General features: G+C 70.8%; 21 protein-coding genes. 13 read left to right on the top strand and 8 right to left on the bottom strand.

Going from position 1 to position 22,401, the window contains the following annotated elements:
* Positions 1 to 153: 153 nt before the first annotated feature.
* The gene (locus tag ABEA43_RS03250; protein WP_345558431.1) at positions 154 to 1,455 is read left to right on the top strand and encodes a hypothetical protein; all 1,302 of its coding nucleotides are present in this window, start codon (positions 154 to 156) and stop codon (positions 1,453 to 1,455) included.
* Here ABEA43_RS03250 and ABEA43_RS03245 read toward each other — a convergent pair.
* Genes ABEA43_RS03245 through ABEA43_RS03235 form a run of 3 tightly spaced genes read right to left on the bottom strand, consistent with a single transcriptional unit; the run spans position 1,442 to position 3,967 of the window.
* Entirely contained in the window at positions 1,442 to 2,647 is a 1,206-nt protein-coding gene (locus ABEA43_RS03245; protein ID WP_345558429.1) for a hypothetical protein, read from the bottom strand. The genes ABEA43_RS03250 and ABEA43_RS03245 overlap by 14 nt on opposite strands.
* Positions 2,648 to 2,654: 7 nt before the next feature.
* Complete coding sequence (locus ABEA43_RS03240; RefSeq protein ID WP_345558428.1) at positions 2,655 to 3,311, bottom strand: hypothetical protein; 657 nt, start codon at positions 3,309 to 3,311, stop codon at positions 2,655 to 2,657.
* Entirely contained in the window at positions 3,308 to 3,967 is a 660-nt protein-coding gene (locus ABEA43_RS03235; protein ID WP_345558426.1) for a hypothetical protein, read from the bottom strand. The genes ABEA43_RS03240 and ABEA43_RS03235 overlap by 4 nt, the downstream gene beginning before the upstream one ends.
* A gap of 167 nt (positions 3,968 to 4,134) precedes the next feature.
* Between ABEA43_RS03235 and ABEA43_RS03230 the strand changes: the two genes are divergently transcribed.
* The 6 genes from ABEA43_RS03230 (at position 4,135) to ABEA43_RS03205 (ending at position 13,140) form a co-directional block, all read left to right on the top strand.
* Positions 4,135 to 6,081 (top strand): hypothetical protein, encoded by a 1,947-nt coding sequence (locus tag ABEA43_RS03230; protein ID WP_345558425.1) that lies wholly within the window; start codon positions 4,135 to 4,137, stop codon positions 6,079 to 6,081.
* Between the two features lie 167 nt (positions 6,082 to 6,248).
* Positions 6,249 to 9,122: an ATP-binding protein gene (locus tag ABEA43_RS03225; RefSeq protein ID WP_345558423.1), complete on the top strand. Its 2,874-nt coding sequence runs from the start codon at positions 6,249 to 6,251 to the stop codon at positions 9,120 to 9,122.
* A 73-nt stretch (positions 9,123 to 9,195) separates the two neighbouring features.
* Positions 9,196 to 10,425, top strand: a complete 1,230-nt coding sequence (locus ABEA43_RS03220; protein ID WP_345558421.1) for a Mur ligase family protein — start codon at positions 9,196 to 9,198, stop codon at positions 10,423 to 10,425.
* A complete protein-coding gene (locus ABEA43_RS03215; protein ID WP_345558419.1) occupies positions 10,415 to 11,128 on the top strand; it encodes a type 1 glutamine amidotransferase in 714 nt (237 codons plus the stop codon). The genes ABEA43_RS03220 and ABEA43_RS03215 overlap by 11 nt, the downstream gene beginning before the upstream one ends.
* A gap of 85 nt (positions 11,129 to 11,213) precedes the next feature.
* A complete protein-coding gene (locus ABEA43_RS03210; RefSeq protein ID WP_345558417.1) occupies positions 11,214 to 12,263 on the top strand; it encodes a YihY/virulence factor BrkB family protein in 1,050 nt (349 codons plus the stop codon).
* A 76-nt stretch (positions 12,264 to 12,339) separates the two neighbouring features.
* Positions 12,340 to 13,140, top strand: a complete 801-nt coding sequence (locus tag ABEA43_RS03205; protein WP_345558415.1) for an ArsR/SmtB family transcription factor — start codon at positions 12,340 to 12,342, stop codon at positions 13,138 to 13,140.
* 101 nt (positions 13,141 to 13,241) lie between these two features.
* On the opposite strand, the gene ABEA43_RS03200 is transcribed toward ABEA43_RS03205, so the two are convergent.
* Positions 13,242 to 13,604, bottom strand: coding sequence for a DsrE family protein (locus ABEA43_RS03200; protein WP_345558413.1), 363 nt, complete (start codon positions 13,602 to 13,604; stop codon positions 13,242 to 13,244).
* Positions 13,605 to 13,699: 95 nt separating this feature from the next.
* Between ABEA43_RS03200 and ABEA43_RS03195 the strand changes: the two genes are divergently transcribed.
* From ABEA43_RS03195 to ygfZ, 4 genes are all read left to right on the top strand, one after another.
* On the top strand, positions 13,700 to 14,188 hold the full coding sequence (locus ABEA43_RS03195; RefSeq protein WP_345558411.1) for a heme-binding beta-barrel domain-containing protein: 489 nt from the start codon (positions 13,700 to 13,702) through the stop codon (positions 14,186 to 14,188).
* A 6-nt stretch (positions 14,189 to 14,194) separates the two neighbouring features.
* Positions 14,195 to 14,491 carry a DUF2470 domain-containing protein gene (locus tag ABEA43_RS03190; RefSeq protein ID WP_345558409.1) on the top strand — a complete coding sequence of 99 codons (297 nt, stop codon included), beginning with the start codon at positions 14,195 to 14,197 and terminating at the stop codon, positions 14,489 to 14,491.
* Between the two features lie 373 nt (positions 14,492 to 14,864).
* Positions 14,865 to 15,278: a Fur family transcriptional regulator gene (locus tag ABEA43_RS03185; RefSeq protein ID WP_345558407.1), complete on the top strand. Its 414-nt coding sequence runs from the start codon at positions 14,865 to 14,867 to the stop codon at positions 15,276 to 15,278.
* A gap of 10 nt (positions 15,279 to 15,288) precedes the next feature.
* A complete protein-coding gene (gene ygfZ, locus ABEA43_RS03180; RefSeq protein ID WP_345558405.1) occupies positions 15,289 to 16,227 on the top strand; it encodes a CAF17-like 4Fe-4S cluster assembly/insertion protein YgfZ in 939 nt (312 codons plus the stop codon).
* A 213-nt stretch (positions 16,228 to 16,440) separates the two neighbouring features.
* On the opposite strand, the gene dtd is transcribed toward ygfZ, so the two are convergent.
* Positions 16,441 to 16,866, bottom strand: coding sequence for a D-aminoacyl-tRNA deacylase (gene dtd, locus ABEA43_RS03175; RefSeq protein WP_345558403.1), 426 nt, complete (start codon positions 16,864 to 16,866; stop codon positions 16,441 to 16,443).
* Positions 16,867 to 16,938: 72 nt separating this feature from the next.
* Between dtd and ABEA43_RS03170 the strand changes: the two genes are divergently transcribed.
* The gene (locus ABEA43_RS03170) at positions 16,939 to 17,847 is read left to right on the top strand and encodes an asparaginase (protein WP_345558401.1); all 909 of its coding nucleotides are present in this window, start codon (positions 16,939 to 16,941) and stop codon (positions 17,845 to 17,847) included.
* Here ABEA43_RS03170 and ABEA43_RS03165 read toward each other — a convergent pair.
* Together ABEA43_RS03165 and ABEA43_RS03160 are read right to left on the bottom strand one after the other, a co-directional pair.
* The gene (locus ABEA43_RS03165) at positions 17,844 to 19,451 is read right to left on the bottom strand and encodes a DUF2207 domain-containing protein (RefSeq protein WP_345558399.1); all 1,608 of its coding nucleotides are present in this window, start codon (positions 19,449 to 19,451) and stop codon (positions 17,844 to 17,846) included. The genes ABEA43_RS03170 and ABEA43_RS03165 overlap by 4 nt on opposite strands.
* 28 nt (positions 19,452 to 19,479) lie before the next feature.
* Positions 19,480 to 20,556 (bottom strand): FAD-dependent monooxygenase, encoded by a 1,077-nt coding sequence (locus tag ABEA43_RS03160; RefSeq protein ID WP_345558397.1) that lies wholly within the window; start codon positions 20,554 to 20,556, stop codon positions 19,480 to 19,482.
* 107 nt (positions 20,557 to 20,663) lie between these two features.
* Here ABEA43_RS03160 and ABEA43_RS03155 point away from each other — a divergent pair, with 107 nt between their 5' ends.
* Positions 20,664 to 21,656: a TetR/AcrR family transcriptional regulator C-terminal domain-containing protein gene (locus ABEA43_RS03155; protein WP_345558395.1), complete on the top strand. Its 993-nt coding sequence runs from the start codon at positions 20,664 to 20,666 to the stop codon at positions 21,654 to 21,656.
* Here ABEA43_RS03155 and ABEA43_RS03150 read toward each other — a convergent pair.
* Entirely contained in the window at positions 21,653 to 22,387 is a 735-nt protein-coding gene (locus ABEA43_RS03150; RefSeq protein WP_345558393.1) for an alanyl-tRNA editing protein, read from the bottom strand. The genes ABEA43_RS03155 and ABEA43_RS03150 overlap by 4 nt on opposite strands.
* Positions 22,388 to 22,401 lie beyond the last annotated feature (14 nt).

The following is a 22,401-nucleotide window of genomic DNA, read 5'->3' as shown; positions in this document are numbered from 1 at the left end:
CACGCATCGGGCTTCGTGTCCGGGAATCAGTACGGATAATTCTTCTGTGGCGACGCCGGATGGTCGCCGCGCGTTCATGATCCGTGCGCCGAGAGTAGCGCTTTTCAGGAGTTGCGGCTGCGGCACAAGGGGCAGACCGATACGATTCCACAGATGTCCGGTTCGACAGGTGTGATGGCGCCGCCGCAACCTGGGCCCACACCGGCTCAGCGGATGCCGTCGCCGTACTCGCTGCCCCTGCACGCGCTTCGCCTCGCAGGGAGATGCGCGCTGCCCTTGATCCTCTGGTTCGCCGCCGGGGAGCTGGCGCGCTTCGCGCTGTTGTACGGCGCCACCGAGGTGGCCTACGGCGACTTCAGGCAGGTCCGCCTGGTCGCCGTCATGACGCTGCTGACGCTCATCGTCCTGTCCGCGCTGACGGTCGCGACCGGCATGCTCTACACGCTGCGCAGCGCGCTGTGGGAGATGCGGGCCAGGGCCGCGGACGGCGTGCAGGACGAGCACTTCTACCGGATGCTGGACCGGGTCGCCCCGGCCTTCGCGGTGCTCTACCTGGCATGGGGATTCCAGACGGAGGATGCCAGGGACGTCTATCAGATGGACATCGCCCACCACTTCTACGACCTGACGGGCGCCGGATGGTTCGGCGAGGGAACCGATGTCGGCAGAGGGCTCATCGACCTCGACTGGCGCGTCTCGCTCGGGGCGATGGCCGTCACCTTCGGGCTGAAGATGCTGTTCGCCAAGTTCGTGGAGAAGAACAAGGGCAAGTTCTACGGCGTCCTCGGCGCCCTGTCGGAGTTCGCGTTCGTCTTCTACGGTCTGAACGCCACCGTCGCCATCGGCACGGCGCGCTCGGAGTGGATGTCGCACAGGAACGTGGTCGCCAACACGCAGGAGGTCTGGACCGAGGCCAGGAAGAGCGTGCCGTTGTGGGAGGCCGTCGCGAGCTGGTTCGGCGAGTACTGGCCGCTGATCCTCAGCGCCGTCGCGGTCCCGCTGGCCTGGCTCACCGTGGCGATGCTCGTCTTCGGCGCCTACTCCGACGAGACCCGCACCCTGGTCAAGGGCACCCGTCTGGAGAAGGGCGTGGACCGGCTCGAAGGAAGTCACGACCTCACCCAGAGGTCGTTCGACCAGCTGACCGGCGGGTTCAGGGACCGGTGGCTGCCGCTGGCGAACTCTCTGCGGATCGTCTTCAGGAGCGGTTTCCCGCTCTTCGGCATGCTGTGCCTGTGCTACGTGTCGATCAAGGTGGCCGGCGACTACGCCCAGCGGGCCGTGATCACGCTCGTCGGCTCGCGCGAGGAATGGGTGTGGGCCTATCAGGAGGCGCCGGTGTCGTTCCTCCGCGAGATGATCGTGACCGTGCTCACCATGGCGTTGCTGGCGGCCGCGTACGACATCGCGGCCACCAGGGCCCGCCTCAAGGGCGAGCCGCTCACCGACGTCTGAACCGCAGGACGATGCTGTCGGTCTCCAATTTCTGCACCTTGTCCAGCTTGAACAGGTCCTCGGTCGGGGTGTCCGAGCGATAGGTGCTCGGCTTGAAGCTGAGCTCGACCTCGTTCACCACCGCGACCGGCACGACGGCCGCCCCGATGATCTTGTACTCTCTGCCGACGTCCAGCTTGTCGCCCAGGTATTCGTCGCCCTCCCGTTTGATCTGCACGGTCCAGGTGCGGCCGGCGCGGTCGGTCAGCTTGGTCAGCGTGGGCAGCGCGGTCATGGTGGCGTGGCCCTCGTCGAGGATCTTCTCCGTGATGTCCACCCGCAGCCACGCGACCTCGGGGCCGTGCTTGGTGCCCGCCGGGGCCTTCATCGGCGAGAGCGCGGCCTTCCACTCGATGTTGTAGGCCTTGCCCGCCTGGCCGGCGGCGACGGCCGTCTCGACGACAGGGAGATCCCTCGTGATCTCCCTGTTGTAGATGACGTAGCCGTCGTAGGTGGTCGCGGCCGTGATGGCCAGTGACACCGCGACGGCGCCGGCGGCGATCAGCAGCCTGCGGCGGCGGCGCGGCGGACGCGGGGCGTCGGCCGCCGCGGGCTGGGGAGGGGGCGGACCCACGGGAGGGGGCTGCGGCGAGGCATGGGGCGGCGGGTTCTGCCGGTCGCCCGGCGGTGCCGGCGCCTGAGCGCCCTGGGGAGGGGGGCCGGCCGGGGGCGGCGCGGGGAGTCGTACAGCGGGAAGTGGCTGGGTGGCGCCGCCGGCGGGCTCGCGCTGGAAGGGCGGCCAGACCTGCTGGTCCGGATGGGTGTGCCGGCCACGGCCCGGCGTGACCTGCCCCAGCCCGGGGCCCTGCGGCGCGCCGTGCCTCGGCGGGGGGTACTGGCCGGGCGGCACGGCCGGGCCTTGCGGCGCTCCTTGCCCGTAAGCCCTGCTGTCCGGGCGGCCGGGACGGGCCCGCCGCCGGGCCTGCGGGCCCTCCGCCCTTGGCGCCCCTTGGCCGGGGTACATGCCCTGCGCGGGCGGGACGCCCTGGCCGGGGAGCGTGGCGTGCGGGTCGTCGACGGGAGGGCCGCCACGGCCGGAGAGCGGGCCGAGGCCGGGCGGGGGCTCCTGGCTCGGCGGCGGCGGAGGCTGGTCCTGGTCGGGCGCCCGGTCCTGCTTGGGCGCGAACCAGTCACGCTCGTCGTTCGTGCTCATGCTGCGATCACTTCTCAACAGTCGAGTAGACGTCCTGCGCCGAGGCCGTGAGCTTGCGCGCGCCCTCTTCGTCCAGGCCGAGATCGAACTCGATCTCCGGCTGGTACGGCTCCTGGAGCCCCGCCGTCGGCGGCAGGCGGAAGCGGACCGCCGCACCGGGCAGCGCCGAGGCCGGGACCTCGAAGACGAACCGGCCGCTGACCCAGATGTCCGGCTGCGCCCACTTGGCGGCCAGCGTCATGCTGCCGTCCACCCGGTCCGTGGCGTCGAACGTCTTGCCGTCGGACGTCTTGAGCAGCGGCTGACCGAGGTGGTAGGGCTTGAGGCTGGTCTTGGCGGAGGCGTTGACGATGAGGAAGACGTTGTCCGTCCTGAGCGTCTCGGACCCGGACTGGATCGACTTCGCCGTGAGGAAGGAGTCGAGCCGCGTGGTGAAGCGCCCGGCGTCCACGGTCTCGCCCTTCGCACCGGAGTAGGTGAGCGGGCCGCCCATGTCCCCCTCGTTCAGCGCGAGGGTCTGCATCCCGACGGCGCCGGCGATCAGGATCAGCCCGGCGGCCAGGCCGAGCAGCTTGGACCCGTCGCCGCGGCGGCGCCCGGACTGCCCGGCCCGCCTGGTGCGCCGGGCGGGGGCGGCGGCGGAGCGTTGCTCGGTGGCGGTCACGAGGCGTCACCTTTCTTGACGGGCAGGGTCACCCGCGCCTTGATCTCCGGCACCACCTTGTCGCCGGCCTCTTTGGAGATCATCTTCCACTCGGGGGTGACGTTGTTGAAGGTGCTCGCGAACTCGAAGGCCGCCACGTCCATGGTCATCTTCTCCGGCGGCTGCTCGTTGTCCTTGAGCTTGTAACGGACGATGACCTGGCTGGTCACCCCGGGATGGAGCTGGCGGGTCTCGCCGCCCTTGCTCAACGCGTACGTGAACGGGCCGGCGTCCTCGGGGAAGGCCGGGGTGATCTTGACCAGCGAGCCGGCGAAGGACGTGAGCGTCGCCTGGTCCGGCCTGGCCGGGGGCAGCCCGACCATGGCGGTCTCGTTCCCCTTGTTGGTGACGTCGAAGACCAGCTCCACGAACCGCTTGTCGTCCTCCCACCGGGACTTGGCCTTCTCCACCCGCACCCGTGACTCGACGAACTTGGTGTCGAACCGGCCCTGGTCGAGCACCGCCCCCGGGCCCAGCGGGTCAGGCGCTTCCGGGGCCTCGCCGAGACCGCCCAGCAACGCGGTGATGCCGAGGGCGGTGAACGCCGTCAGGGCCACAGCGGGCACCACTACCGGGCGTCGGTGCTTGTTCTCGCTGCCGCCGGAGGGTTCCGTCATGGGTAAAGATGGTAATAGGTATCGCTTGTCCCATCTGCCGCAATGCTCCCATCGGACCGGTTGAATTGCCGAGAACCCTGCCGCTATAGGGGTTGTAGCTCATACGCTGTCACGGAGCGGAAGGGCTGGCCCCTACACCTAACGACATATCGCGGCCGGAGGGTCACGTGGCGGACGTGCATCCCGAGCATGCGCAGCTCCAGGCGGACCGCATCTACCTGGGCTGGCAGTACATCGTGCTGCACCCCGACCCCGGGCCGCCGCCGAAGCGCCCCTCGCCCGTCCAGGAGAGCCAGACCGCCACCGGGCCCGACCCCGCCCAGCTGGAGCTCATGCGCCGCGAGCGCCTCCAGGAGGACATGCTCAACCGGCCCGTCCGGGTCTTCCGCGTGTTCATGCTCGTGCTGACCGTCCTGATCGTGGCCGCGGCCGTGGCCGGCTACCTTGCGTGGTCGTTCGCGCTGCTCGGCCTCGTCGCCGCCGGAGGCGTGGCGGCCATCTGCAGCTACGCGCTCCTCCAGGGCGACAGGGCGGTCAAATACCGCGTGCTGGAGCAGCAGGCCAGGGACGACCGCCGGCGCCAGGAACGTGACAAGGAGCTGTTCCGGGCCCAGGAGGAGCACGCCGAGCGCTACCGCGAGTGGCAGGAGTCCAAGGAGCGGCACGACAAGCAGCTCACCTGGTACGCGGTCGCCGTGCCCGACGAGCTCGACCGCATCGACGTGGCGGGCGGCACGTTACCCGGATGGTCGGCGCTGATCACGTTGTTAGGGGCGACGCGGCTCTACAGCGGCGGGCACCTGACCGTGCTCGACCTGTCGGAGGGCGCGATCGCCAAGGACCTGATCGAGCTGGCCCGCAAGGGCGGCGACGATCCGCTGGTCTGGGTGCTGCCCGTCGACCTGCCCAAGCTCGACCTGGGCGCCACGCTCAAGCCTGAGGCGTTCGCGGACGTGCTCGCGCACGTGGTGAGCGTGAGCGAAGAGCACCGCAGCACCCGCGATCTCAGCTTCGACAACGCGATCCTGGAGCGCGTGCTGGAGGTGCTCGGCGAGAACGCGACGATCAGCCAGGTCACCGCCGCGCTGCGGGCGCTGGCCCAGGTGGGCGACCCGCGCGACGACCTGAAGTTCGGGCTGATCACCGCCACGCAGCTCGAACGCATCGGCACGCTGTTCGGGCGCGGGGTGAGCGACCGGGTGGTGATCGAGCGGGCCTGGGCGCTGGAGTCGCAGCTGCGCAAGCTGGAGACGCTCGGCACCGAGGCCGTACGCCTGCCGCCCGCCAGGCTCCGCGTGGTGAGCATGGACCGGCAGGCGGGCGTGTTCGGCAACCGGGTGCTCGGCACCTACGTGGCCACCGCGCTCACCCACATCCTGCGCCAGTCGCCCGCCTCCGACCGGCCCTGGTATCACACGATCATCGTGGCGGGGGCCGACAAGCTCCGCGGCGACGTGCTCGACCGGCTGATGGACGCCTGCGAGACCTCACGCACCGGCCTCGTCCTCACCTACCGGTCGCTGACGCCGACCGTGCGCGAGCGGCTCGGCAGGGGGCACGCGGCGGTCGCGTTCATGCGGCTGGGCAACGCGGAGGACGCGCGGGTCGCCAGCGAGCACGTCGGCACGGAGCACCGGCTGGAGCTGGCCCAGCTCACCGAGACGATCAGCGACTCGCTGCCCGGCCTCGACGGCGGCTACACCTCCACCATCGCGCAGGTGGAGGACCTCAGGGAGGAGCGCGACGACAACCAGGCGGATCTCGTGGGAGACATCACCGAGTCCACCGAATGGGGGCGGACCGCCGACAAGATCTCGGAGAAGGAGCGCGTGCTGCAGCGCTCTCGCGAGTTCCTCGTCGAGCCGCACCGGCTCCAGCAGCTCCCCACGACCTCCGTGATCGTCACGGACGCGACGGCCGACGGCAGGCGCGTACGCCTGGCCGACGCGAACCCCGCCATCCTGACCTTCCCCAAGACCACGCTCGGCGAGCTGGAGGATGTGCGCGAGGCCGTGCTCGCGCTCGACCCGCAGGACCAGAACGGCGACGGAGAGCCGCCACCGAACCTCGGGCCACCACCGCCACGCCTGGACTGGCGCAAGGGCAGGCAATGACATGGTCAATGTCAAGGTGACGGACTGACGGTTGGCGGAATTTACTAAAGAACCGTCTGTGGGGGAATGAAATGCAGCCGAGTGTGGCGCTGAGTGGTCCTTGGTATCGAATCCAGTCGATCGCAGCACCCTCGCGAAGCTCGTCGGCCGAGTGGGATTTCGTCACCGTGCTGCCCGCGGTGCTGTCGGCCGCGCAGCGCGACCGCCCGTTCGTGATCGGGTGGCTGTCGCGAGGCTCCGGCGCGCCGCTGGAGCTCATCACCAACGCGGGGCCGCTGTCGCCGCCGCGACAGCCGCGCAGGGCGACCGACGCGCCCGACCGCCAGAGCGGGCCGCAGCCGTTGCTGTTCCCCGGCGGGGCGCGCGGGGTGCAGCTCGACGAGGAGTATCTCGCCGACCTGGCGGACCTGGTGTGGACGCCGTGTCCAGGCCGCCAGGCGCCGCCGCTCGGCAGCAGGGGGCGCGAGTACGCCGACCTCGACCCTGACGAGCTGAAACGGCCGACGCTGTTCGAGTCGACGCTGGTCACGCTCATGTCCAGGCCGTTCGCCTGGCTGGTGGTGGCCGAGCCGACCGACCTGCTCGACGCCGAGGTGGCGCACCTGCGTACGCAGCTCAACGTGCTCAGGCAGTACGGCGACGCCTCCGAGCGCTCCCGCTTCGACGCCGAGCGCGCCGAACGCCGCATGCAGGAGCTCGACGCCTTCCGCGAGGCGGGGCTGTGGAACGTGCGGGTGCTGGCCGGCGGCGCCACGGCCGACGAGCTGCGGCAGATCGCGCCCGTCCTGGTCGGCTCCGTCGAGATGAGCCACCACCCCTACCGGCTGCGCAGCTCGCACGGCGCCGTCTACGCGCTGTCGGAGGCGCTGGCGATCACCATGCAGGACCCGGCCGACGGCGCCGCGGCCCCGTTCGCGGCCACCGCGGGCGCGCTCGCGGCGCTGGCCGGGCTGCCCAGGCGCGAGGTCCCCGGCGTACGGGTGCTGGACTCCGGCTTCTTCGACGTGACCTCCGAGGCGGACGGCGGCGAGCTGGAGCTGGGCGAGATCCTCGACGGCCAGGACAGGGGCGTCGGCTCGTTCAGGGTGCCGCTGGCCACGCTCAACAGGCACGCGTTCGTGACCGGAGCCACCGGCTCCGGCAAGTCCCAGACCGTCAGGCACCTGCTGGAGCAGCTCAGCAGGGCCGGCATCCCGTGGCTGGCCATCGAGCCGGCCAAGTCCGAGTACGCCGCCATGGCCGGCCGCCTCGACGACCCGGTCACGGTGATCAACCCGTCGGCCCCCGACGGCGTGCCGCTCAGCATCAACCCGCTCGAACCCGAGCCCGGCTACCCGGTCCAGGCCCACATCGACATGGTCAGAGCGCTGTTCATGGCGGCGTTCGACGCGGAGGAGCCGTTCCCGCAGATCATGTCGCTGGCCCTGCAGCGCGTCTACGAGGCCACCGGCTGGGACGTCGTCACGGGCGGCGCGGTGCCCGGCTCGAACGTCCCGCCCAGCATCCCCAACCTCGAACAGCTCCAGCAGCACGCCATGGACGTCATCAAGGAGATCGGGTACGGCCGCGAGGTCCAGGCCGACGTCGAGGGCTTCATCTCGCTCAGGCTGCGCTCCCTGCGCGTCGGCTCGGCCGGGCGCTTCTTCGAGGGCGGGCACCCCGCCGACATCGGCGGCCTGCTCGAACGCGACGTCGTGCTGGCGATCGAGGACGTGGCCAACGACGAGGACAAGGCGTTCCTCATGGGCACGCTGATCATCAGGATCGTCGAGCACCTGCGGATGCGGGCCAGGAAGGAGAAGACCACCGGCCTGCGCCACGTGATCGTGATCGAGGAGGCCCACCGGCTGCTGCGCGACCGCGGGCACGGGCGGGCCTCGACGCACGCGGTGGAGCTGCTGGCCGGCCTGCTCGCGGAGATCAGGGCGTACGGCGAGGGCATCGTGGTGGCCGAGCAGATCCCGACCAAGCTCGTCCCCGACGTGGTGAAGAACACCGCGCTCAAGGTCGTGCACCGGCTGCCCGCCGAGGACGACAGGAAGCTCGTCGGCGCCGCCATGAACCTCAGCGACGAGCAGTCCCGCCATGTCGTCTCGCTCCAGCCGGGCTCGGCGGCGGTGTTCGCCGACGGGATGGACCGGCCGCTGCGGGTCCGCGTACCGCTGGGGGAGTCCAGGGAGAAGGTCCTGCCGGGACCGCCGCCGCCCATCCGCGGCCGCAGGTCGGCGGCGTGCGGCCAGCAGTGCCGCACGGGGCTGGCCTGCACGCTGGTGGAGCTGCGCGAGGCCGACGTGCTCGCCGACTCGCCCGACTGGGCCTGGCTGCGCATCTGGTGCGACACGGTCGTCCTCGCCTTCGTCAGCAACCGGCCGCTGCCCGGCGTGCCGCGCGCCCTGGCGGCCGGCTGGTCCGACCTGCCGGCCCGGCGCAGGGAGTGCCTGCTCGCCACCCTGGTCGAGCGCTCGGTCCAGCGGCGGGCCTGGTCGCTGCGCAGCTGGTTCGACCCGTCGCTGCTCACGGAGAAGGCGGCGGAGACGGCAAACCGGCTGCTGTCCGCGGTCGAGAGCGGCGGCGAGCGGCCGGGGGCCGCGTGGGTCATCCCGCAGGTGCGCTGGCTGCACGAGGTGGACAGGCTCTTCCCGTACGGCCAGCCGGCCCCGAACCTGCGCAGCCCCGCCCCGCCCATGGAGTACGCGCTCTTCCGCCTGCCGGACGGCGCGGGATCGAGCGACCTCGTCCACACCGAGCTGCTCGGCCACCGGGCCAAGGCGCTGCGGCACCACCCGCTGTCGATGGAGGTGGACCACAACCGCGCGCTGGCCTGGCGGGTCATCCTCGGGGACGACGAGAATGAGGCGGTCCAGCGGGACGTCACGACGGTCGCGATCGGCATCGAGTCGTCGGCCCGGCTGCGGCACGTGGGGCAGACGATGGGGGCCGGGTGGCTGGAGGGGGTGCTCTCGTGGCCGCGCCGTTTCGTGCTCCCGTTCGACCACGGAGGCGCCCCGGAGATCGCTTTCGCCGATTCCCCCAGCACGTGAAGCCGGCACCGGAACGCCGTGTTTTCGTGTGCGTCATCAGATCAACGGCCAACGCCGACTAGGATCCTTGGGCATGACCCAGCTTCCTCTGCGGGCTCAGCTCGCCAGCGCCCTGGGCCGCAGTGCCGCCACACTGTCCAGGATGACCGGGCGCGGTGACGGCTCGGTGATCGGCGGGCGGGTCGGCCTGTTGCTCGAGCCAGATCTGCTGCGCAAGCTGGCCCGTGACCGCAAGCTGGCCCTGGTGAGCGCCACCAACGGCAAGACCACCACGACCAGGCTGATCACCTCGGCGCTGCTCGAGCTCGGCGAGGTGGCCACCAACGCGTTCGGCGCCAACATGCCCGCAGGTCACGTCTCCGCGCTGTCCGAGCAGAAGGGCGCACCCTACGGCGTGCTGGAGGTGGACGAGAAATACCTGCCCGAGGTGCTCGACACCACCGGCGCGAGCGTCGTCTGCCTGATGAACCTCAGCCGCGACCAGATGGACCGCGCGGCCGAGATCTGGCTGCTCGCGCAGAAGTGGCGCAGGGCGCTGTCCGGCAAGCCCACCCACGTCATCGCCAACTGCGACGACCCGCTCGTGACCTGGGGCGCCTCCACGGCCGCCAAGGTCACCTGGGTCGCCGGCGGCCAGCGGTGGAAGGAAGACTCCTGGTGCTGCCCCGAGTGCGGCGGCCCGCTCGACCGCAAGGACGCGGACTGGGCGTGCAGGGAGTGCACGTTCCACCGGCCCGAGCCGCAGTGGGCCATCGACGACGAGGTGGCGGTCGATCCGCGCGGGCAGCGGTGGCATCTCGACATCCAGCTTCCCGGCCTGGCCAACCGCTCCAACGCGGTGATGGCGCTGGCCGTGGCCGAGGCGTTCGGGCTGCCGGTGGAGCGGGCGCTGCCCCATCTCCGCGAGGTGACCTCGGTGGCGGGCCGCTACACCACCGTCGAGCGCGACGGCCGGCACGCGCGGCTGCTGCTGGCGAAGAACCCGGCGGGCTGGCTGGAGGCGTTCGACGTCGCCGACCCGCAGTTCCCGATCATCCTGTCGGTCAACGCGCAGGGCCCCGACGGCCGCGACACCTCGTGGCTGTGGGACGTCGACTACCGCATCCTGCGCGGCCGTCCCGTCTTCGTCACCGGCCAGCGCCGCCTGGACCTGGCGCTGCGGCTCGACGTGGCCGAGGTGCCCTTCACGCTGTGCGACTCATTCACGGAGGCGCTGGCCATGCAGCCGCCCGGCCGGGTGGACGTCATCGCCAACTACACCGCCTTCCAAGCGATCCGATCGGAGTTCGGTCGTGCCGTCTGACAGCGCCCTTCGCATCGTCTGGATCTACCCCGACCTGCTGAGCACGTACGGTGACCAGGGCAACGTGCTCGTCCTGGAGCAGCGCGCGCAGCGCAGGGGGATCGAGACGGAGACGATCCACGTACGCTCGGCCGACCCGGTCCCGGAGAGCGGCGACATCTACCTCATCGGCGGCGGCGAGGACCGCCCGCAGATCCTGGCCGCCGAGCGGCTGCGCAGGGACGGCGGCCTGCACCGGGCCATCGCCGGCGGCGCCGCCATGCTGGCCGTGTGCGCCGGATACCAGATCATGGGCACGACGTTCGGCGGTGAGGAGGGGCAGCCGGTCGACGGGATCTCGCTCCTCGACATCGCCAGCACGCGCGGCCCCGCGCGCGCCGTGGGCGAGCTGGTGGCCGAGGTGGACGCCGCACTCAACCTGCCCACGCTGACCGGCTTCGAGAACCACATGGGCGTCACCCACCTGGGTCCCGGGGTCCGGCCGCTGTCGAAGACGAGCGTGGGCGTGGGCAACGGCAACGGCTTCGAGGGCTGCTACGCGGGCCACGTCGTCGGCACCTACCTGCACGGGCCCGCGCTGGCCCGCAATCCCGCGCTGGCGGACCTGCTGCTGTCGTGGCGGGCGGGGGAGCTGGCGCCGCTCGACGACTCGCGCTACGAGGCGCTGCGCCGCGAACGCCTGGCGGCCGTCGTACCGGCCTGATCGACGCCGCCGCGCTCCGGCCGGGCGCGGCGGCCGTTTCACGGCAAGTCTGGTGAATCCCCCGAAGCGGGGTAGAGCGTGCGCCGTGGGATCCACTGTCACCGTCCCCCAGACGCGTACGATGAGCGGTGCCGAGCTGGCCGCCGACGACGCGTGGGAGACCCTGCGCAAATACGGCGGCTGGCACTTCGCCCGTGACTCGCTGATCAGGTTCAGGTACGGCGACGGCATGAGCCACGCGCGGGCGCTGGCCTTCCAGCTCTGCCTGGCCATCATCCCCGGCGCCATCGCGCTGGTCGGGCTGAGCGCGCTCGTCCATCAGGAGGAGCTCGGCCGGGTGCTGAAGCTCACGCTGAGCGGCCTGGTGCCCGGAGGCGGCGCGGAGGCGGTCACAGAGGCGCTGGGAGGCGGGAACCGTACCGGGGACGAGCTGGCGCTCTGGCTCGGCCTGGCGACCACGCTGGCGGCGCTGACGACGGCGATGGCGCAGTTCGAGCGCGGCTCGAACCGGATCTACGGCGTCGAGCGCGACCGGCCGTTCCACCGCAAGTACGCCAGGGCGGCCGTGCTCGCCCTGACCGCCGGGGTCTGCATGATCACCGGGTTCACGGTCCTGGTCGGCGGCGGCGAGCTCGGCCACGCGCTGGCCAAGGTGTACGACTGGGGCGCGGGGGCGCGCGAGGCCTTCGGGGTCGCCCGCTGGCCGGTCGGCTTCCTGCTCGCGCTGACGTCCACCGTCACGATGTTCCGCGCCTCGCCCAGGCGCAGGCAGCCGGGGCACACGTGGCTGGCCTCCGGCGCGCTGGTGTCGCTCGGCCTCTGGACGCTGTTCACGCTGGCGCTGGCTTTGTACACGGAGCTGAACGGCACGTTCGGGGACACGTACGGGCCGCTGACGGCGGTCATGGCGCTGCTGCTGTGGTCGTTCCTCAGCTCGATCGCGCTTTTCCTGGGGATGGCGTTCGCGGCGCAGCTCGAAGCCTGCCGCGCCGGATGCGGCACGCCCGCCCATCCCGACTCGGGGCCCACGGCGGCGGAGGAGCGCGAGCCCCTGGTCGGCGCGGTCGGCTCCGCCGCGCTCGCCACGGCGCGCGGGCTGCTCAGAGCCACGCGCAGGCCGGATCGCCGGGCCTGACCCCGTTGACATGCAGCCGGATGGCTGCCTATTGTCGGACATGCAGCCAATCGGCTGCATGTCAGGATGGCGGTCCATGGACGAGGTCTTCAAGGCGCTGGCCGACCCGAGTCGCCGCAGGCTGCTGGACAGCCTGAACGAGCGCAACGGGCAGACCCTGCGCGAGCTGTGCGCCCGGCTGGACATGGCCAGGCAGTCGGTCAGCAAGCATCTGGCCGTACTGGAGTCGGCCAACCTGGTGACCACCGCGTGGCGGGGCCGGGAGAAGCTGCACCACCTCAACGCCGTGCCGATCAACGCCATCGCCGACCGCTGGATCAACCAGTACGACCGCCGCAGGGCCGGCGCGCTGGCCGCCCTCAAGACGGCATTGGAGGAGCACCCCATGGGAGAGCACGACTTCGTCTACACCACCTACATCAAGACCACCCCTGAACGGCTCTGGCAGGCGCTGACCGAGCCCGCCTTCACCGAGCGCTACTGGGGGGTGGCGCTGGAGTCCGAGTGGACGGCCGGGTCCGCGCTCACCTGGAAGCAGGGCGGCGTCACGATCGCGGATCCCGAGCAGGTCGTGCTGGAGTCCGAGCCCGGCCGCCGCCTGGCCTACACCTGGCACACGTTCACGCCGGAGTTCGCCGAAGAGGCCGGCCTGAGCGAGGAGACCCGCGCACGGATGGCGGCGGAGCCCAGGTCCAGAGTGACCTTCGAGATCGAGCCGCTGGGGGAGATGGTCAAGCTGACCATCGTGCACGGCGGCTTCGAGGCGGGCAGCGCCGTCAGGGCGGCGGTCAGCGGCGGCTGGCCCGAGCTGGTCGCCGGCCTCAAGACCCTCCTGGAGACCGGCCAGCCCCTGCCACGGCACAAGGAAGGAACATGACCATGAACGACACGCCGCTTCTCACGCACATCCCGTCCGTACGGACCGCGAGGCTCATCCGCAGGCACCCCGCCGGCCTCTAGCCCGGCAGGACCGGCCGGTCAGTAGACCAGCGCCTGGGCTCCCTCCCTGACCGCCTCCTCGACGAACGCGGGCGCGCCCGCGATGCGGACCCCGTCGATGAGGTCGTCCACGGTGATGTTCCTGCGGGCCGCGCACTGCGTGCACAGCGTCACCCGTCCGGCCGCCAGGATGGCGTCGAGCAGGTCGGGCAGCGGGGCGGCGTGCGGCAGGCTGAACTCCTTGGCCCGCCCCGGCAGCGCGAACCACGACGCCTCGCCGGTGAGCCACAGAGAAACGGGTACGCCGCTCGCGAGCGCCGCGGCCGCGACCGTGAACGCCTGGTTGCAGCGCTCGGGGGCGTCGGCTCCGGCGGTCACCTTGATCACCAGTGATCGTGCCATGTCCGTCACCCTAACCCCCGCCGCCCGCGCACGGAGGAGGAGCATGCTCGTACGCGCCGTCGTACGGCGGGTCAGGAGCACTACCCTTGACCACCATGGAAGAACCTGAGGTGCACCCTGACCTGGAGCCCATCGCGTTCCTGCTCGGCCGGTGGGAAGGCGCGGGGGTGGGCGGCTACCCGACCATCGAGAGCTTCAACTTCGGCCAGGAGATCGAGTTCGGGCACAACGGGAAGCCGTTCCTGAGCTACGTCAGCCGCACCTGGCTGCTCGACCAGGACGGGAACCGGGTCAGGCCGCTGGCGACCGAGTCGGGCTACTGGCGGCCGCAGCCCGGCAGGCAGGTCGAGGTCGTGCTGGCGCACCCGACCGGGGTCGTCGAGATCTACGTCGGCGAGGTCGTCTTCCACAAGATCGAGCTGCGTACGGACGTCGTCGCGCGCACCGCCACGGCCAAGGAGTACACCGCGGGCCACCGGCTCTACGGCCTCGTCAAGGGCAACCTGATGTGGGCGTACGAGATGGCGGCCGTCGGCCATCCGCTGACCGACCATATGTCGGCGGAGCTGAAGAAGGTAACTTGAGCCGGTATGAGCACGCCTTTCACCGCTGACGCCGTCGAGGCGATCAAGCGCCACATGAATGACGACCACGCCGACGACTCTCTGCTCATCGTGCGTGCGCTGGGCGGGCGGCCCGAGGCCGCCTCGGCCGTGACGAGTGACGTGGACGCCGAGGCGATCGAGTTCACCGTGGACGGAGGGGAGCGGGTGCGGGTGCCCTGGGGGGAGACGCTGACCGAGCGGGCCCAGGTCCGCAAGGCCGTGGTGCGGCTCTATCAGGACGCGTGTGCCAAGCTCGGCCTGCCGGCCCGCGGCGAGCACTGAAGGCGAGCACTGACCTTTCGGACATCGAGCGCCGGCCTGGGTCATTCGGCATTCGGGCCCTGGCCCTGGGACATCAGTACTGGCCCTGGACATGAAGAGGGCCCCGGGCAACACTCCGCCTGCCGTGCAGGCGGGCCGGATGGACCAACGGGTCAGGATGAGATCCCGCCCTCCGGCTGCCAGGGGCCCCGGTGGTTGCCTCGAATTCGCCTAACGGCACGAGACAACAGTCCGCGACGTCAGCGGACAACCACCTCGCTAGTCCAACTATGAATCACCATTGTTTGGACCACCTCCTTTCCGCGTACCAACGAAGCTATGCGCTCCTGCGCGAAACGGGCAAGTGAATATCACCGGGCCGTACACTCGGGTCATGACGGAGACGCAGTGGCACGAAGAACTCCGTGCGAAGGGCTACCGGGTCACTCCCCAGCGCCAGCTCGTCCTGGAGGCGGTCAAGGCGCTGGAGCACGCCACTCCGGAGGAGATCTGCGTCAAGGTCCGCGAGACGGCCCGCGGCGTGAACATCTCGACGGTCTATCGCACGCTGGAGCTGCTCGAAGAGCTCGGCATGGTCACCCACACCCATCTCGGGCACGGCGCGCCGACCTACCACCTGGCCTCCGAGTCCGATCACGTGCATCTGGTGTGCCGGGGCTGCGACGAGGTGTTCGAGGTGCGGCCGGAGCTGGCGGAAGGGCTGGTCAAGGGGCTGGACGAGGAGCTGGGGTTCAGCGCCGACGTCCATCACCTGACCGTCTTCGGCCGTTGCCGCAACTGCCGCTAGCCTGGAAGACATGCGTAGCCCTCTGCTCGATCTCCCCGGCGCCGTCGCGGCCGACGGGCCCGACTCCGATGTAGCCGCGCACTACGGCGATCTGTTCGCCGAGCAGCGCGCGCTGGCCAAGGGCGAGGCGGTCGTCGACCGCAGCAACCGCGAGGTGATCCGGGTCTCCGGCGCGGACCGGCTGAAATGGCTCAACGACCTGACCTCGCAAAAGCTCGACAAGCTGGCCCCCGGTGAGTGGACGCAGACGCTCGACCTCGATCTGCAGGGCCGCGTGCTGCACCACCTGACGCTGGTCGACGACGGCGAGAGCCTGCTGGCCCACGTCGAGCCGGGCACCGCGCAGAGCCTCGTCGACTATCTCGACCGCATGCGGTTCATGCTGCGGGTCGAGGTGACGCGGGCCGACGACCTGGCCGTGCTGTCCACGGCCGACGAGGACTTCCTGGTGCCGCGCGCTGAGCTGGCCGAGCATCTGGGCAAGCCGGTGGCGGGGCTGTGGGCGTACGAGGCGTTGCGCATCGAGGCGCATCGGCCGCGGCTGGGGTTCGAGACCGATCACAAGACGATTCCGCACGAAGTGGCGTGGGTCGGGTCGGCCGTGCATCTGAGCAAGGGCTGCTACCGGGGCCAGGAGACGGTGGCCCGGGTGCACAACCTGGGGCATCCGCCGCGCCGCCTGGTGTTCCTGCACCTCGACGGCAGCGTCGACACCCTGCCGGTGCACGGCGCTCCGGTGATCTTCGAGAGCCAGGAGGTCGGTGTGGTCGGCTCGGCCGCCCGGCATCACGAGCTCGGGCCGATCGCGCTGGCCGTGGTCAAGCGCACGGTCCCGGTGGACGCGCCGCTGCTGGCCGGTGGGGTGGCCGCGGCGCAGGAGGTCGTCGTGCCGCCGGACGCGGGCCGCAACGTCAGCATCGACCCGTCACTGCGCCGCCGCATCCGCTGACCCCGGGCCGGGCCCTCCAGCCAGGGCCCGGCCGCTCAGCGGGCCGCCGAAGGGCGCGCCAGGACGGCGCTCCCGGCGCGACGGCGCTCCCGGCCTGTGCGACGGCGACGGCGCTTCCGGCCTGTGCGATGGCGACGGCGCTTCCGGCCCGTGCGATGGCGACGGCGCTTCTGGCCTGTGCGACGGCGACGGCGCTTCCGGCCTCGGACCGTGTCAGACGTCGAGGACGAGGGTGATCGGGCCGTCGTTGACGAGCGACACCCGCATGTCGGCCCCGAACACGCCCGTCTCCACGTGCGCGCCCAGCCCGCGCAGCTCCGCCACCACGGCCTCCACCAGCGGCTCGGCGACCGGCCCAGGGGCCGCCGCCTGCCACGTGGGCCGCCGGCCCTTGCGCGCGTCGCCGTACAGGGTGAACTGGCTGATCACCAGGAGCGGCGCGGAGACGTCGGAGCAGGACTTCTCGCCGTGCAGGATGCGCAGCCCCCAGAGCTTGGCGGCGAGCTTGGCGGCCTCGGCCCGCGTGTCCGTGTGCGTGACCCCCACCAGGACCAGCAGCCCCGGCTCCTGGATCGCCCCGACCACACGCTCTTCGACCTCAACCGACGCCGAGCTCACCCGCTGCACCACTGCTCGCATGAGTCCCCATTCTGGACCAGGAAAAACACCGGCAAAACCGGTCCGTAGACTCATGCCGAAAGGGGAAGTGAAATGTCGATGGTTGTGGAAGTTGTCCGGTCCGGGTTCGTGGAGTCCACGCATCAGGCTCGCATGCTGACGGTGGACGCGGAAGGACGCCCGGTCGAGGCTCGGGGCGCGGTGCACGTTCCCGCGTCGCCACGGTCGTCGATGAAGCCGTTGCAGGCGCTCGGCATGCTCCGCGCCGGGCTGCGCCTGGAGGGCGAGCTGCTCGCGCTGGCCTGCGCCTCGCACTCGGGGGAGCCGTTCCACGTGGACGGCGTGCGGAAGATCCTGGCCGGGGCGGGGCTGGAGGAGTCGGCCCTGCTGTGTCCCGAGGACTACCCGTTCGACCGGGCGGCGACCGAGCGCGGCCGCGTCTACATGAACTGCTCGGGCAAGCACGCGGCCATGCTGGCCACCTGCGTGCTCAACGACTGGCCGCTGACCACCTACCTGGAGCCCGCGCACCCGCTGCAGCGCGCCATCAGGCACACGGTGGAGGACCTGACCGGCGAGCGGATCGCGGCCTCCGGCGTGGACGGGTGCGGCGCGCCGTTGTTCTTCGTGTCGATGCTGGGCGTGGTCAAGGCGTTCAGGTCGTTCCCGATGTCGTCGGAGGACTCGTACGAGCGCAAGATCTTCGAGGCCATGCGCACCTATCCCGAGTGGACGTCGGGCACCGACCGGCCCGAGGCCAAGCTCATGCGCGCGCTGCCCGGGCTCATGCTGAAGGCGGGCGCGGAGGCGTTCGACGCGTTCGCGTTCGAGGACGGGCGTGCCGGGACGGTCAAGATCGAGGACGGCTCGCCGCGCGCCCGTGTCCCCGTCACGGTGGCGGCGCTGCGCTCGCTCGGCCTGGACTCTCCCGAGCTGGCCGAGCTGGCCGTCCCGCCGGTGCTCGGCGGCGGCCGCCCGGTCGGGGAGCTGCGGATCCGCTAGAGCGTGCGGAACTGGCGGGTGGCGGAGATGGCGCCCGAGGTCGTCGTCGTGAACGTGCGCATCGACCCGGCGAACTTGGACAGGTCCCACTCCGCCGGCCCGTGGTACCAGTACAGGTTGTCGGACGGGTGGCCGTTGCCGGTGACCGAGGCCACCACCCGCGACCAGTGCTCCACCCCGTCGAAGATCACCGCGTAGGGCAGGTAGCGGGAGAACAGCTCCACCCGGTGCTGCTCGGGCACCTCGCCGAGCTCGCCGGAGAACAGGTACTCGCGAAAGCCCATCGTGTGCGCCAGCGCCGCCGAGCCCTTGGCCGTCTTGGCCGGCATGTACTGGCCGCCGACGGCCAGCGCGCCGCCCGCGATGACCAGGCCCAGGCCCAGCAGCCCGTACGTGGTGAACCAGGCCAGGGCGACCGTGGCCACCAGGCCGATCCCGATCAGGATCACGCCGATCGTCGTCCACCTGGTGCGCTCGGTGTCCGGGCGGCGGGCGAACCAGCCCTGCTTGACCACGTCGGCGTACAGGGCGTCGCGTACCTTGCCCAGATGGCTCGCGAACGCGCCGGAGAGCTGCGACAGCAGCACCGCGTCCCGTCCGTCGAAGATGGCCTGGTAGAGCGCGAGTTCGTACGGCAGGAGCGTGTTGACGGGCGCGTTCGGCAGCCGGACGAGCAGCCAGTCGGGCGCGTCGTAGGTCTGGCGGGGCTGCTCGTCGATCCGCAGGAAGCCGCGGACCGCGAGGTCCACGATGGTGGCGGTCACGTCGATCACGTCGGCCTGCTCGTCCACCAGCGTGCCGATCTGGCCGGGGCGCACCCCGTCGGGCGGGGAGAAGTGCCCGTTCTGCACCGGATCGAGCGCGCCGCTCTCGTGGCCGGCGACCCTGGCGTCGCGGCCCCGCGTCCAGTAGAGCAGGCCCAGGCCGCCGAGCAGCAGCAGGAGCAGGCCGGCCAGGGCGCCGCCGGTGACGGTGTTCAGGGTGAAGGCGGCGGCCAGGGAGAAGCGCTTCTCCAGGATGGGCGTGCCGCCGCTGGAGCCCTTGGGATAGCCGACGACCACGGTCAGGGCCTGGCCCTGGCCGATGTTCTCCTGCTCGAAGTCGGCCTGGGTGGCCGAGTGGTCCATGGAGGCGGAGGTGCAGCCGATGGCCGAGGTCAGCTCGCCGGCGAAGCAGGACAGGTTCTGCACCTGCCCTGGGCCGTCGACCTTGACCGTCGCCTTGGCGACCTGGGTGTTCCAGCCGTTCACGGCGAACCAGCGCAGCTCCTCGACGCCGCCCGAGCTGGTCACCGCACCCATGACGTCGTACTCGACGGTCTGGCCCGTCACGGTGAGCACGTCGCCCGCGAGGGTGCCGCCCTTGACGTTCGAGATCCGGTAGACGCGGTCGTTGCTGTCGTCGTAGCGCGTCCTGGTGATGAACATCCGCTTGAGCTGCCCGGACGCCCCGCCGATCTTCTCGACCACGTGCAGGATGCCGTTCTTGCCGAGGGTCATCGTCACCTCGTCGGTGATCCCGGCCTCCGCGGCCACAGCGGGGGCGGCGGTCAACGTCAGAGCGGTGGCCACCAGGGTGGCCATCGTGAGTCTGAAACCCGTCATGGCGGCAAATCGTATCGGTTCGGACTTCTCAGTCCAGCGAGATGCTGCCGGCCGCCCGCTGAACACTCTCCGGAGCCGCGCCCTGGCCGGGGTTCTCCAGGGCCAGCGCCTGGTTGGCGGTCACGAACGGGCGCATGCGCTCCTCGTAGCGCTCGAACGCCGTCGCCCGGTCCGCGACGAGCTCCTGAGCCAGCACGTACGCCCCCACGATGGCCAGGCTCGTGCCCTGCCCCGACAGCGGCGAGGCGCAGTAGCCCGCGTCGCCCACGAGCGCGACCCGCCCCTTGCACCAGTGCTCCATCTTGACCTGGGCCATGGAGTCGAAGTAGAAGTCATCGGACTTCCACATGGCCTCCAGCAGCCTGGGCGCCTCATAGACCCCGGTGCAGTGCTCCTGGATGAGCCGCTTCTGCTGCTCGATGTCGCGGTAGTCGTAGTCGATCACATCGGATCTGAAGCCCAGGTTGACCCGCATCTCGCTGGTGTCGCGGTCGCTGAAGAGCGCGCCGCCCGCCTGGCCCTCGTTGAACCAGGTCTGCCAGTGGTCCAGGCCGAGGAAGTTGGGGGCGGTGTAGATGGAGAGGTACGTGCCGAGGTGGTGCAGGAACTGCGACTCGTCGCCGAAGGCCAGCCGCCGCACGTTGGAGTGCAGGCCGTCGGCGCCGATCACGTAGTCGTAGCGGCCGCTCCCGCCGCCCTCGAAGGTGACCTCGCCGTCCTCGGCCAGGGTGGCGATCGAGTCGCCGTACAGGTACGTGGCGTCGGAGGCCGCCATGAGGATGCCGTTGAGGTCGTCCCGCATGATCTCGACGTCCGGGCTGTCGAACGCGCCGCCGCTGAGCGTGGCCTGCTCGTCGCGCATGAGCTCGTTGCCCTGGGTGTCCACCATCGACATGCCCCGCATGGTCGTGCGCAGCTTCTTGATCTCCTCCAGCACGCCCATCCGCTCGGCCACGGTCAGCGCGGCGCCCCTGATGTCGATGGCCTGGCCGCCCTTGCGCGGGGCCGGGGCCCGCTCGACGACCGTCACGTCGTGCCCGTGCCGCCGCAGCCAGTAGGCCAGGACGGGGCCGCCGACGCTCGCTCCGGAGATGAGGACCTTCATGGTGCGCTCCTTGCTGTTGACGTTGTACGCAGGACTGAATGTACGGCGTACAGACAGCAATTGACAACGGTAATGTGCGAAGATCTGTACTAGTACAGGGAGGGCTCATGACGAATCCGGGCGCGCGCATGGCGGCCGACATCAAGCAGCGCATCGCCGACGGCAGGTTGCGCCCCGGCGATCGGGTGCCCTCCACCAGGCAGCTCGCCAGAGACTGGGGCGTGGCCCTGGCCACGGCCGCCAAGGTGCTCACGCGCCTGGCGCAGGAGGGCGTGGTGGTGGCGGAGCCGCGCGTGGGCAGCATCGTGGCGGATCCGCACGCGGGGAGCGTCGGGGCGGGCCCGCGCGCGGAGACCGGGATGAAGGCAGGCGAGGGGACTTCCAGCGGTGCGGGCGAGGGGGCTTCCGGTGGTAAGGGGACGCGGCGGGCGGCCGCCTCGGTGCCCGATCCGGTCCGTGAGCGCATCGTGCGCGCGGCCATCGAGATCGCCGACGCGGAAGGGCTGGCGGAGCTGACCATGCGCCGGGTCGCGAACGCGCTCGGCATGGCGACCATGTCCCTCTACCGGCACGTGGCCGGCAAGGAGGACCTGGTCATGCTCATGATCGACACCGCGATCGGCCGGTTCCCGCTGCCCGGGGACGCGCCGCCGGAGTGGCGGGCCCGGCTGGAGATCTCGGCCCGCCTGCAGTGGGCGGTCTATCGGGCCCACCCGTGGTCGGCCGGGGTCACGCCGCTGACGCGGCCGCTGGCCTCGCCCAGCCTGCTCAGGCACAGCGAGTTCGTCATGGAGGCGCTGCGGAGCACCGGCGTCGACGCCCAGACCAAGATGTACGTGCAGATCCTGATCTACAGCTACGTCCAGGGCATCGCCACCCACATCGAGCTGGAGCGGCAGGCCAAGGCGGCCACCGGCGTCACCGGCGACGAGTGGGTCGAGGGCCAGGAAGATCTCTTGCGGCTGATCACGACGGGCAGCCCGGCCCTGGCCGAGATGCTCGCCGAGCTGGGCGACTTCGACCTCGACCTCGACTGGCTCTTCGAGTTCGGGCTGCGCCCGCTGCTCGACGGGCTGACCCCGCTGATCGAGGGGCGCTAGTCGGAGATCTGGATGCGCAGGCGGCGGAAGCCGCGGCCCTTGCTCTCGATCTTGGCGACCTTGATGTGGCCGATCTGCTTGGTCGAGGCCACGTGGGTGCCGCCGTCCGCCTGCGTGTCGAGGCCGACGATGTCGACGATCCGGACATCCGCCACGGTCTCCGGCACCAGGTTGGTGGCCGTACGGATGATGTCGGGAATGTCGAAGGCGTCCTTACGAGGCAGGACCCGCACGTCGATGCGCCGGTCGGCGACGATCTCGGCGTTGCAGGCGGCCTCCACGGCCTCCTTGAACCCGGCGGGCACCTCGGGCAGGTCGAAGTCCATCCGGGCGCTGAGCTCGTCCATGTTGCCGCCGGTGACCAGGCAGCCGTAGTCCCTGAACACGACCCCGCACAGCACGTGCAGCCCCGAGTGCGTACGCATGAGCGCCGAGCGCCGCGCGTCCGCCACCGCGGCCTCCACCACAGTCCCCGCGGGCGGGATCGGGTCGCCCTCCGCCGGGATCAGGTAGAGGTCGTCGCCCTTGCGCACCCCTGCGATGCGGGTCTCCACGCCCTGCCAGATCAGTACGCCGTGATCCGCGGGCTGACCGCCTCCGCCCGGATAGAATGCCGACCTGCTGAGCACGATCCCCTCAGGCGTCGCGTCCAGCACGACGGCCTCGAAGTCACGCAGATTCTGGTCCGACAGTTCCAGTCGTTCTGTGCGTCCGTGCAGGTCGTGGGTCATATCGGCAGCTTAGT

Source organism: Nonomuraea rosea (assembly GCF_039539705.1).
GTDB lineage: Bacteria > Actinomycetota > Actinomycetes > Streptosporangiales > Streptosporangiaceae > Nonomuraea > Nonomuraea rosea.
Note: the sequence above shows the minus strand (reverse complement) of the source record. Positions and strands in the feature narration are given on the sequence as shown.

What these genes read in the sequence shown, in the direction of transcription:
- ABEA43_RS03155 (WP_345558395.1), top strand. Translation starts at nt 20,664, where the DNA reads ATGACGAATCCGGGCGCGCGCATGGCGGCCGACATCAAGCAGCGCATC.
- ABEA43_RS03150 (WP_345558393.1), bottom strand. Translation starts at nt 22,387, where the DNA reads ATGACCCACGACCTGCACGGACGCACAGAACGACTGGAACTGTCGGAC.
- ABEA43_RS03250 (WP_345558431.1), top strand. Translation starts at nt 154, where the DNA reads ATGTCCGGTTCGACAGGTGTGATGGCGCCGCCGCAACCTGGGCCCACA.
- ABEA43_RS03190 (WP_345558409.1), top strand. Translation starts at nt 14,195, where the DNA reads ATGAGCACGCCTTTCACCGCTGACGCCGTCGAGGCGATCAAGCGCCAC.
- ABEA43_RS03200 (WP_345558413.1), bottom strand. Translation starts at nt 13,604, where the DNA reads ATGGCACGATCACTGGTGATCAAGGTGACCGCCGGAGCCGACGCCCCC.
- ABEA43_RS03235 (WP_345558426.1), bottom strand. Translation starts at nt 3,967, where the DNA reads ATGACGGAACCCTCCGGCGGCAGCGAGAACAAGCACCGACGCCCGGTA.
- ygfZ (WP_345558405.1), top strand. Translation starts at nt 15,289, where the DNA reads ATGCGTAGCCCTCTGCTCGATCTCCCCGGCGCCGTCGCGGCCGACGGG.
- ABEA43_RS03245 (WP_345558429.1), bottom strand. Translation starts at nt 2,647, where the DNA reads ATGAGCACGAACGACGAGCGTGACTGGTTCGCGCCCAAGCAGGACCGG.
- ABEA43_RS03165 (WP_345558399.1), bottom strand. Translation starts at nt 19,451, where the DNA reads ATGACGGGTTTCAGACTCACGATGGCCACCCTGGTGGCCACCGCTCTG.
- ABEA43_RS03205 (WP_345558415.1), top strand. Translation starts at nt 12,340, where the DNA reads ATGGACGAGGTCTTCAAGGCGCTGGCCGACCCGAGTCGCCGCAGGCTG.
- dtd (WP_345558403.1), bottom strand. Translation starts at nt 16,866, where the DNA reads ATGCGAGCAGTGGTGCAGCGGGTGAGCTCGGCGTCGGTTGAGGTCGAA.
- ABEA43_RS03160 (WP_345558397.1), bottom strand. Translation starts at nt 20,556, where the DNA reads ATGAAGGTCCTCATCTCCGGAGCGAGCGTCGGCGGCCCCGTCCTGGCC.
- ABEA43_RS03220 (WP_345558421.1), top strand. Translation starts at nt 9,196, where the DNA reads ATGACCCAGCTTCCTCTGCGGGCTCAGCTCGCCAGCGCCCTGGGCCGC.
- ABEA43_RS03195 (WP_345558411.1), top strand. Translation starts at nt 13,700, where the DNA reads ATGGAAGAACCTGAGGTGCACCCTGACCTGGAGCCCATCGCGTTCCTG.
- ABEA43_RS03185 (WP_345558407.1), top strand. Translation starts at nt 14,865, where the DNA reads ATGACGGAGACGCAGTGGCACGAAGAACTCCGTGCGAAGGGCTACCGG.
- ABEA43_RS03170 (WP_345558401.1), top strand. Translation starts at nt 16,939, where the DNA reads ATGTCGATGGTTGTGGAAGTTGTCCGGTCCGGGTTCGTGGAGTCCACG.